This window comes from Streptomyces sp. NPDC031340, assembly GCF_055569945.1.
The window spans coordinates 154,304-164,803 of the sequence record NZ_JBVIIE010000010.1 but is presented as its reverse complement, the minus strand read 5'-3'; the positions used below and the strand labels follow the sequence as shown (position 1 = coordinate 164,803).

Here is a 10,500-nt window from a genome sequence, read left to right as displayed (position 1 = left end):
GCGCCTTCCCGTTCTGACCCCTGTCACCGTTGGAGAGTGTCGTAGTGACGTCTGCAGAGCAGCAGTTCGCCGGACTCCTGTTGTCGTTGGACCGGTTCCAGAAGAGGCTCGCCGAGTTCATGCTCGGCCGCTACCTGGAACACGACTTCGGCAGCAACTCCGGCGGTGAGGACGAGACGTCGCTCGTTCCGCAGGTGCTGCTCGACGTCGTGGACGGCACGCCGCGGATCACGCTCCACCACGCCATCACCTGGATGGACCTGGCCCGGGACCAGGAGCCGAACGAGTACCGGCTCGCCGTGGTCCTCGCCTTCGCCGAGGCGGGGATCACGGTGGAGGCGTACGTCCGGCTCGACCTGGAGCGGGACATGGGCGAGTGGCCGGCCGGGGTCCACCTCCCGTACCGGCGGCACGCCGAAGGCCTCGGCCTCGACGACGCGCTCACCTTCGTCGAGGCCCGGGTCGAGGAGATGTGCCGACGCTACGACGATGCGGACCGGTTGGGGCTGGTGAGGGGAGACTGACCGAAGGGGGCGGAGGGATGATCGTGGGCTCGTACAACCTGGCCGTCGTGCCGCGGCTGCACCTGTGTCCGCGGTGCGGCGACGAGGAGCCCATGACGCTTCAGTTCCACTTCGGAAACGCCGAACTGGACACCTACCGCATCGGCGAGCGCATGAGGTGGGGAGGCAATGACAAGGAAAACTCCGGCCAGGAGCAGGTGGAGGGCCTCGGCTACCAGGAGCCGTGCGAGAGGTGCGGGCTGGACGAGGACCGGGAGTACGTCCTGGTCTTCGAGCACGACGTGCTGACCGGCGGCCACCGCTACGCGCTGCCCGGGGACATCGTGTGTCTCGAGTAGGACCGACGAGGAGCGAGGCCCTTCCCGCAGCCGGGGGAAGGGCCTGGGGCCACGGCACGGTCGAGGACCGGCGTCGAGTACGGAGCAGCAGGTCGTCGAGGGGAGTGACGCGATGACGCAGGACAACGCCGACTGCGACCCGCTGCTCGTGATCCTTTCGGACATCCCGCCGGAGCGGAATCTCGGCGTGGTGGTCGAGGCCGCTTTCGGTCTCGACCGGCATGTGGCGCGCACCCGGATGGCAGCGGCCCTCTCCGTCCGCAAACCGCCCGCTCAACAGATCGAGCGGCTGAGGCAGCGCATGTCCGCTTCGGACCCGCCGACGGGCCGGATACGAGCCCAGGTGCCGGCAGGGACGGTTCACCGCCCGGGTGAGGGCCGTCGGCGCGGTGGCGGCTCGGGTTGCTCCGGCGACCGTTCTCGGTCGTTCTTCGCAGGGTGCCGGGGGCGCTCACGGCCCCGGCACCCTGGGCGGCCGGCCGTCTACCAGATCGCGTCCACCCACTCCGGGTGGTCGATGAACGGGTTGCGGTTGTGCTGGTAGGTGTCGTAGATGACCTGGTTGCGGCGCTCCTCGAAGGCGTCCGGCGGGTCCTCGTCGTTCCAGGTCTTCAGCACCGAGAGCTTGCCGATGTACGGGGTTGAGCCGTTGCCGACCTTGTCGTCGGGCTCCAGGTCGGCGAAGCCGTCGTCGCCCTCGTAGCGGACGGCCATGTACAGGATCATGCGGGCCACGTCGCCCTTGACGGCGTCACGCGGCTCGAAGGAGTCCGAGTCGGCCTTGCTGCCGCCGGAGTTGGTGAAGGTGCTGCCGCCCTCGTCGAAGTCCAGGTTGCCGCGCTTGGAGTTGACGGCCACGTCCTCGGGGCGGATGTGGTGCAGGTCGGTGCCCGGACCGGTGGAGGTGGTCAGGTTGCCGTGCGAGATCGCCCACACGTGCTCGCGGTTCCAGTCGCCGGTGTTCCCGCCGTTGAGGGACTTGCTGCGGGAGATGCCCGAGTACAGCAGGATCACGTTGCTGCTGTTGTTCGGGTCCTGGTCGGTGTTCTTCAGGGCTTCCCAGAGCGCCGAGTACGACAGCTTGGTCTGGCTGCTGATGATGGTGTGCAGCGAGGACTTCAGGCTGGTGCCCGTCTTGCCGACCGCGTTCTTGTAGTACGTCGAGTCGTACGCGGTGGTCGTGGCGGCGGCCGGGGTGGCCGTCAGGGCCGGGGCGCTGAGGCCCACCAGGACGGTGGCGGTGGCCAGCGCCACCGACTTCCAGCGGCGTATGCGTGTCGCCGGCATGTGTGGGGTCCCATCTACGCGGGTTGAATGAAGGCGGCAGAGGGAGCGTGACATGGACACGCGAGCCTGTAAATGAATCAGACATGTCAATCACATGACCGGAACCGGCAATCCACCCCGACCCACGCGAGTCGGCCCAGCGAAACGGCCCAGGCGAACTGCTCGGCCACGCGGCCGACATGCCGGCGGGCGACCGAGTGACATCCGTTCAACTCCGGTATCTGTCGGCCGAGACGCGCGCCGCGCTGACCGACGTACTGCGGATCGCCGGAAGCCGGGGCGCACGTCTCCGCGACAGCGGCGGCCCCGATCCTGCCCTCGATCCCGCCCCCGACCCCGAATGCTGATCGGGGTCCGCGCACAACCATCGGCGCGGCCTCGTGAGTCAACTGGGCATGACTCACCTCAACTCCAGACGAGCCGGCGTGCTCACCGCCGCGCTCGGCGCCGCGGTGCTCATACCGGCGACCGTCGCGGCGACCCCCGCCGCCGCTGCCACCACACCCACCGTCAGCTGTACGTCCGCCAAAGCCGGACTCGCCACGAAGCTGCAGAAGGACATCACCGCCGCCCTCGCCAACCGCAAGGGCACCATCGCCGTCGGCCTCTACGACCGTTCCACCGGCACGACCTGCACCCTGCGCTCCAGCTACGCCTACGACTCCGCCAGCGTCGTCAAGGTGACCATTCTGGCCACGCTGCTGTGGGACGCGAAGAAGCACAACCGCTACCTGACCGACCGCGAGGCGTCCCTCGCCAAGGCCATGATCACCAAGTCGGACAACACCGCGGCCACCACGCTGTGGAAGCAGCTCGGCCTGACGAAGATCAAGGGCTTCCTCGCCGCGGCCGGCATGACCCAGACCAAGCCGGACCCGAACGGCCACTGGGGCCTGACCCAGATCACCGTGACCGACGAGCAGAAGCTGCTGAAGCTCCTCACCGCGAAGAACACGGTCCTCAGCGACAACTCCCGGGCCTACATCCTGAAGCTGATGGGCCAGGTCATCTCCTCCCAGCGCTGGGGCACCCCGTACGGCGCGCCGTCCACCGTGTCCGTGCACGTCAAGAACGGCTGGCTGCAGCGCTCCACGCACGGCTGGCGGGTGCACAGCGTAGGCACCTTCAACGGCGGCGGCCACGACTACATGATCACGGTGCTCACGCACGGCAACAGCACCATGAGCTACGGCGTCACCACCATCCAGGGCGTCGCCAAGGTCATCCACAAGGATCTCGCCGCCAGTTGACGCCTTTCGGCCCCCCGCCCGTCACCGGCCCGCCCTACGGTGATGTGCATGCGCCTGAGAACCGTACTCGCGACCCTCACCGCGGCCCTGGCGGCGGCCGGCTGCCTGACCGCCGCCGGACCCGCCGCCTCAGGACCCGCAGTCCACGGGGACTCCTGCTCGCCCTCCGTCTCCCTCGACCGCTTCTCCGACGCGCTCGACAAGACGACCTACCAGGGCACCTTCGTCGGCAACTTCTCCGCGCTCGCCGTGGACAAGGACGGCTCCCTCGCCGCCCTGAACGACCGTTCCTCGCTCTTCGACCTCGACGCGCGGACCCTCCAGCCGAAGGCCGTCGTCCCGCTCGCCGACGAGAACGGTGACGCGCTCGACAGCGAGGGCCTGGTCGTCGACCGGGACGGCACCCGGCTGATCACCTCGGAGACCGAGCCGTCCGTCCGCCGCTACTCCCGCGACGGTGAGATCCTCGACCGCCTGCCCGTGCCGGACGCCCTCCGCGTCGCCCCGGCCGGCCGTGCCGTCCGCAACGGCACGTTCGAGGGGCTGACCCTGCTGCCCGGCGGCCGCACGCTGCTGGCGTCCATGGAGTACGCGCTGAGCGGCGACAGCTCCGGACTCGTCCGCTTCCAGACCTGGCGGCGGACCGGGGACGGGCACTTCGTGCTCGGTGCCCAGTACGCCTACCCCGTCGACGCCGGGCTCGGCGTGCCCGAGGTGCAGGCCGTCCCCGACGGCCGCCTGCTGGTCCTGGAACGCGGCTTCACCTCTGGCGTCGGCAACACCGTCCGCCTCTACCTGGCCGACCCTCGCCGCGCCACGGACACCAGCGGTGTCGAGCACCTGACCGGCCAGGGCGGCGACGGCGTGCGCCCGGTCGGCAAGACCCTCCTCGCCGACCTCGCGGACTGTCCGTCCCTGGGCGCCACCGCCAAGCAGCCCCAGCCGAACCCGCTGCTGGACAACATCGAGGGCATGACGGTCACCGGTCGCGCGAAGGGACGCCTCAAGGTGCTCCTGGTCAGCGACGACAACCAGAACGCGGTCCAGACCACCAGGTTCTACTTCCTGCGCGTCCGGATCTGACCCCGGCCCGCGAGCCCGATTGTTGCGGAGGGATGAAATCCGCTTCCTCTGGCGTTGGTGCCTTCCGGCAGACCAGGTCGAACGGAGGGCACCCGCGTGAGTGAGCAACGGGGATGGGCACGGCGACTGGCCGGGTACGCGTGGCGGTATCCGAAGGACGTCGTCCTGGCCCTCGGCTCCTCGCTCGCCGGCATGGCGGTGATGGCGACGGTGCCGCTGATCACCAAGGTGATCATCGACGACGTGATCGGCGGCCACAGCCGGCGGATGGCCCCCTGGGCGGGCGCCCTGATCGGCGCGGCCCTGCTCGTGTACGCCGCGACCTACGTCCGCCGCTACTACGGCGGCCGTCTCGCCCTCGACGTCCAGCACGACCTGCGGACGGCGATGTTCGACACGATCACCCGGCTCGACGGCCGCCGCCAGGACGAGCTGTCGACCGGGCAGGTCGTCGGCCGCGCCACCAGCGACCTGCAGCTGATCCAGGGCCTGCTGTTCATGCTGCCGATGACCATCGGGAACGTCCTGCTGTTCCTGATCTCCCTGGTGATCATGGCGTGGCTGTCGCCGCCGCTGACGCTGATCGCGCTCGCCGTGGCGCCCGCGCTCTGGTGGATCGCCCGGCGCAGCCGCTCCCGGCTGCACCCGGCCACCTGGTACGCGCAGGCCCAGGCCGCCGCCGTGGCGGGCGTCGTGGACGGCGCCGTCAGCGGCGTACGCGTGGTGAAGGGGTTCGGGCAGGAGGAGCAGGAGACCGGCAAGCTGCGGGAGGTCGGGCGGCGGCTGTTCGCCGGGCGGCTGCGCACCATCCGGCTGAACGCCACCTACACCCCCGCCCTGCAGGCGGTGCCCGCCCTCGGCCAGGTCGCCATGCTGGCGCTCGGCGGCTGGCTGGCCGTGCGCGGGCACATCACGCTCGGCACCTTCGTCGCCTTCTCCACCTACCTCGCCCAGCTGGTCGGCCCGGTCCGCATGCTCGCCATGGTCCTCACCGTCGGGCAGCAGGCCCGCGCGGGCACCGAGCGCGTCCTGGAGCTGATCGACACCGAGCCGTCGCTCACCGACGGCACCAGGGAGCTGCCCGCCGACGCGCCGGCGACCGTCGAGTTCGACGACGTGTCCTTCGGCTACGACCGGCAGCGCCCCGTCCTCGATGGGCTCAGCTTCGAGATCCGCGCCGGGGAGACCCTCGCCGTGGTCGGCTCCTCCGGCTCCGGCAAGTCGACCGTCTCCCTGCTGCTGCCGCGCTTCTACGATGTCACCCACGGCGCCGTCCTGGTCGGCGGCCACGACGTCCGCGAACTCACCCTCGACTCGCTGCGGGCCGCGATCGGCCTGGTGCCCGAGGACTCCTTCCTGTTCTCCGAGACCGTGCGCGACAACATCGCCTACGGCCGCCCGGACGCCACCGACGAGCAGATCGAGGCCGCCGCCCGCGCCGCCCAGGCCGACCGCTTCATCCGCGAGCTGCCCGACGGCTACGCCACCAAGGTCGGCGAGCACGGCCTGACCCTCTCCGGCGGCCAGCGCCAGCGCGTCGCCCTGGCCCGCGCGATCCTCACCGACCCGCGCCTGCTCGTCCTGGACGACGCCACCTCCGCCGTGGACGCCCGCGTCGAGCACGAGATCCACGAGGCGCTCCGGCACGTCATGGAGGGCCGTACGACCCTGCTGATCGCCCACCGCCGCTCCACCCTGAACCTCGCCGACCGCATCGCCGTCCTCGACGGCGGCCGGCTCGCCGACATCGGCACCCACGAGGAGCTCCAGGAGCGTTCGGCGCTCTACCGCCGCCTGCTCACCGACCCCGACGAGCTGGGCGGCGTCTCGCCCGGCCACGCCCAGGCCGCCGCGCCCGCGGAGGACACCTCGGTCAGGGACGAGCTGGACGCCGAGTTCGACGCCGAACGCGGGGTGACGCCGCGGCTGTGGACCGGCGACCGGGAGCCCAAGGACGCGGCGCTGGCCGGGACGCCGGCCACGCCCGAACTGCTCGCGCAGGTCGAGGCGCTGCCCCCGGCGACCGACACCCCCGACGTCGACGAGGCGCGGGCGGTGCTGCCGGAGGAGTCTTACGGGCTGCGCAGGCTGCTGCGCGGCTTCGGGCTGCCGCTGCTGGTCAGCCTGGGCCTGGTCGCCGTCGACGCCGGCGCGGGGCTGCTGCTGCCGGTGCTGATCCGGCACGGCATCGACCAGGGCGTCACGGCGATGGCCATCGGCGCGGTCTGGACGGCGGCCCTGCTCGGCCTGGGCACCGTCGTCGTGCAGTGGGCGGCGCAGGTCGGGGAGACCCGGATGACCGGACGCACCGGCGAGCGGGTCCTGTACTCGCTGCGGCTGAAGATCTTCGCGCAGCTCCAGCGGCTCGGGCTCGACTACTACGATCGGGAGCTGACCGGCCGCATCATGACCCGGATGACGACCGACGTCGACGCGCTGTCGACGTTCCTGCAGACGGGCCTGGTCACCGCGTTCGTCTCGGTCGTCACCTTCTTCGGCATCATGGCCGCCCTGCTGGTGCTCGACGTGCAGCTCGCGCTGGTCGTGTTCGCGACGCTGCCGCCGCTGTTCGTCGCCACGTTCTTCTTCCGCCGGGCGAGCGTGAAGGCGTACGAACTCGCCCGCGAGCGCGTGTCCGCGGTCAACGCCGACCTCCAGGAGTCGGTGTCCGGCCTCAGGATCGTGCAGGCGTTCCGGCGCGAGAAGGACGGCGGGCGGCGGTTCGCCGAGCGCAGCGACAGCTACCGCCGGGCCCGTATCCGCGGCCAGTGGCTGATCTCGGTGTACTTCCCCTTCGTGCAGTTCCTGTCGTCCGTCGCCGCGGCCGCCGTGCTGATCGCGGGCGCCGGCCGGGTCGACGACGCCACGCTCACCACCGGCGCGCTGGTCGCCTACCTGCTCTACATCGACCTGTTCTTCGCGCCGGTCCAGCAGCTCTCCCAGGTCTTCGACGGCTACCAGCAGGCCACCGTCTCGCTGGGCCGCATCCAGGAACTCCTCCAGGAGCCGACCTCCACCAAGACCGCCGACGCCCCCCGCGAAGTGCGCTCGCTGCGCGGCGAGATCGCCTTCGAGGACGTCCACTTCGCCTACGGCACCGACGAGGAGGCGCTCAGCGGCGTCGACCTGCGCATCCCCGCCGGGCAGACCGTCGCGTTCGTCGGCGAGACCGGCGCCGGCAAGTCCACCCTGGTGAAGCTGGTCGCCCGGTTCTACGACCCGACGGCCGGCCGGGTCACCGTCGACGGCACGGACCTGCGGTCGCTGGACCTGACGTCGTACCGGCACCGGCTGGGCGTCGTCCCGCAGGAGGCGTACCTCTTCCCGGGCACCGTCCGCGACGCCATCGCCTACGGCCGTCCCGGCGCCACCGACGCCGAGGTCGAGGCGGCGGCCCGCGCGGTCGGCGCGCACGAGATGATCGCCACGCTGGACGGCGGCTACCTGCACGAGGTAGCCGAGCGCGGCCGCAACCTGTCCGCCGGCCAGCGCCAGCTGATCGCGCTCGCCCGCGCCGAACTCGTCGACCCCGACGTCCTCCTCCTCGACGAGGCGACGGCCGCCCTCGACCTGGCCACCGAGGCACAGGTCAACCAGGCGACCGACCGTCTCGCCGGCCGCCGCACCACCCTCGTGGTCGCCCACCGGCTGACCACGGCGGCCCGCGCGGACCGGGTCGTGGTCATGGACCGCGGCCGGGTCGCCGAAGACGGCACCCACGACGAACTGCTCGCCCGGGGCGGGCGGTACGCCGAGCTGTGGCGGACGTTCACCGGGGAGCCGGACACCGAGGAGACCGTCGGCGCGGCCCGCTGACGGCCGGGCTCCGGGGGCGCCGGGCGGCTGTCCGGCGGGCGCAACCATCCGCCGTACACCGCGCGTCCGTACACCCGTACGCTCATTGACGGCTGCACGGCCCATCGACGGCTGCACGGGGGAGGGCGAAGGTGGACAGTGGTGCGATACGCAGGCGGCTCGCGCTCGGCGCGGTCCTGCTGACCGCGTCCGGGCTGCTCGCCGTCGCCGCGCCCGGCGAGGCGCAGGCCGCCGACTACTGCGCGGGCCGCAAGGTCAGGGAACTGCCGTTCTCCACCGGCGTGGTGCGCGTCTACAAGCGCGACGGCTACGTCTGCGCCGTCACCTTCCCCGAACACCCCGGCACCTCCAAGCGGTCCATGTCGGTCAGCGTGCAGGCGCGCGGCAACCGTCCCGTCGTCGACAAGGGCCAGTACTCCCACCACGCCGGCCCGGTGACGGTGCACGCCGGGCACCGGTGCGTGCGCATCAAGGGCTCGGTGGGCGGCGGTTCGGTGAGTTCCGGCTGGATTCTTTGCTGAACCATAGGTTTATTACAAGGAGTTCCTGAACTCCCCTGGTGCGTGCGCCGGTTGCGTTGCTAGCTTCCGGCGACATCTGTAATCACAGGGGAGGGTGCATGCGCAAGGCGCTCAGATGGCTGCTGGCGTTCACCGTGTTCATCGGAACGCTCAGCACGGCCACGGCGGCCACCGCCGCCGAGCCGGACGCCACCGGCACCACGGACATCAAGGAACAGCTGCTCTCCATACCGGGGATGAGCCTGATCCAGGAGAAGCCCTACACCGGCTACCGCTTCTTCGTCCTGAACTACACCCAGCCGGTGGACCACCGCCACCCGTCCAAGGGCACGTTCCAGCAGCGGATCACCGTGCTGCACAAGGACGTCAGCCGGCCGACGGTCTTCTACACCGGCGGCTACAACGTCTCCACCAACCCCGGTCGCCGCGAACCCACCCAGATCGTGGACGGCAACCAGGTCTCCATGGAGTACCGCTTCTTCACCCCGTCCCGGCCCGACCCGGCCGACTGGAGCGACCTGGACATCTGGCAGGCCGCCAGCGACCAGCACCGCATCTTCAAGGCGCTGAAGAAGATCTACACCCACAACTGGATCTCCACCGGCGGCTCCAAGGGCGGCATGACCGCCACCTACTACGAGCGCTTCTACCCCAGGGACATGGACGGCGTCGTCGCGTACGTCGCCCCCAACGACGTCGTCAACGACGAGGACTCCGCCTACGACCGCTTCTTCGCCACCGTCGGCACCAAGGAGTGCCGGGACCGGCTGAACGCCGTGCAGCGCGAGGCGCTGGTGCGCCGGGAGCCGCTGGAGCAGAAGTACGCGGCCTACGCCGCCGACAACGGCTACACCTTCGACGTCATCGGCAGCCTGGACCGGGCCTACGAGGCGGTCGTCCTGGACTACGTGTGGGGCTTCTGGCAGTACAGCCTGCTGTCGGACTGCGACACCATCCCGGCGGACGCCAAGTCGGCGACCGACGACGCGATCTGGGACTCCGTCGACACGATCTCCGGGTTCTCCGCCTACACCGACCAGGGCCTGACGCCGTACACGCCGTACTACTACCAGGCCGGCACCCAGCTCGGCGCGCCGACGATCCACTTCCCGCACATCGAGAAGCAGTACATCCGCTACGGCTACCAGCCGCCGCGGAACTTCGTGCCGCGGGACATCCCGATGAAGTTCCAGCCGTGGGCGATGCGGGATGTGGACACCTGGGTGCGCCACAACGCCGACCACATGCTCTTCGTCTACGGGCAGAACGACCCGTGGGGCGCCGAGCGGTTCCGGCTGGGCAAGGGCGCGCACGACTCCTACGTCTTCACCGCGCCCGGCCTGAACCACGGCGCGAACGTCGCGGGCCTGGTCCCCGACCAGAAGACGCTCGCCACGGCCCGGATCCTGGAGTGGGCCGGCCTGTCCGACGCCACGGTGGCCCGCGCGAAGCCGCTGGCGGCGTACGACCGGAAGCTGGACGTCCGTGACGTGGAGCGCGAGCCCGCGCTGCGCCCGTGACGCGCCGGCCGTGTCCGTGACGCGTCCGCGTCCGTGACCCGTGGGCTGGGGGGGGGGGGGGGGGGGGGGGGGGGGAGGGGGGGGGGGGGGGGGAAGAAAGGAGGGGGACCGCCGGAGGCGAACGAAAGGAGAGGGGGGTGGCGGGGGGTGCCGTTCTGTGT

The 10,500-nt window shown here is 70.9% G+C and carries 8 protein-coding genes; 7 read left to right on the top strand and 1 reads right to left on the bottom strand.

What is annotated here, in order from left to right:
* Positions 1–44: 44 nt before the first annotated feature.
* Together ACZ5GT_RS10175 and ACZ5GT_RS10170 are read left to right on the top strand one after the other, a co-directional pair.
* Complete coding sequence (locus ACZ5GT_RS10175; protein WP_469018257.1) at positions 45–524, top strand: hypothetical protein; 480 nt, start codon at positions 45–47, stop codon at positions 522–524.
* 17 nt (positions 525–541) lie between these two features.
* A complete protein-coding gene (locus tag ACZ5GT_RS10170; RefSeq protein WP_469018254.1) occupies positions 542–862 on the top strand; it encodes a hypothetical protein in 321 nt (106 codons plus the stop codon).
* A gap of 483 nt (positions 863–1,345) precedes the next feature.
* Here ACZ5GT_RS10170 and ACZ5GT_RS10165 read toward each other — a convergent pair whose 3' ends face one another.
* Positions 1,346–2,149, bottom strand: a complete 804-nt coding sequence (locus ACZ5GT_RS10165; protein ID WP_360756802.1) for an endonuclease I family protein — start codon at positions 2,147–2,149, stop codon at positions 1,346–1,348.
* A 395-nt stretch (positions 2,150–2,544) separates the two neighbouring features.
* On the opposite strand from ACZ5GT_RS10165, the gene ACZ5GT_RS10160 reads away from it, so the two are divergent.
* The 5 genes from ACZ5GT_RS10160 to ACZ5GT_RS10140 all read left to right on the top strand — a co-directional run bounded on the left by ACZ5GT_RS10160 (position 2,545) and on the right by ACZ5GT_RS10140 (position 10,339).
* Complete coding sequence (locus ACZ5GT_RS10160) at positions 2,545–3,399, top strand: serine hydrolase (protein ID WP_469018250.1); 855 nt, start codon at positions 2,545–2,547, stop codon at positions 3,397–3,399.
* Between the two features lie 48 nt (positions 3,400–3,447).
* On the top strand, positions 3,448–4,482 hold the full coding sequence (locus ACZ5GT_RS10155; RefSeq protein ID WP_469018246.1) for an esterase-like activity of phytase family protein: 1,035 nt from the start codon (positions 3,448–3,450) through the stop codon (positions 4,480–4,482).
* Positions 4,483–4,578: 96 nt separating this feature from the next.
* On the top strand, positions 4,579–8,298 hold the full coding sequence (locus ACZ5GT_RS10150; RefSeq protein WP_469018242.1) for an ABC transporter ATP-binding protein: 3,720 nt from the start codon (positions 4,579–4,581) through the stop codon (positions 8,296–8,298).
* 131 nt (positions 8,299–8,429) lie between these two features.
* Positions 8,430–8,819 (top strand): hypothetical protein, encoded by a 390-nt coding sequence (locus ACZ5GT_RS10145; protein ID WP_469018239.1) that lies wholly within the window; start codon positions 8,430–8,432, stop codon positions 8,817–8,819.
* Between the two features lie 98 nt (positions 8,820–8,917).
* Entirely contained in the window at positions 8,918–10,339 is a 1,422-nt protein-coding gene (locus ACZ5GT_RS10140; RefSeq protein ID WP_469018234.1) for a S28 family serine protease, read from the top strand.
* The last annotated feature ends 161 nt before the right edge of the window (positions 10,340–10,500 follow it).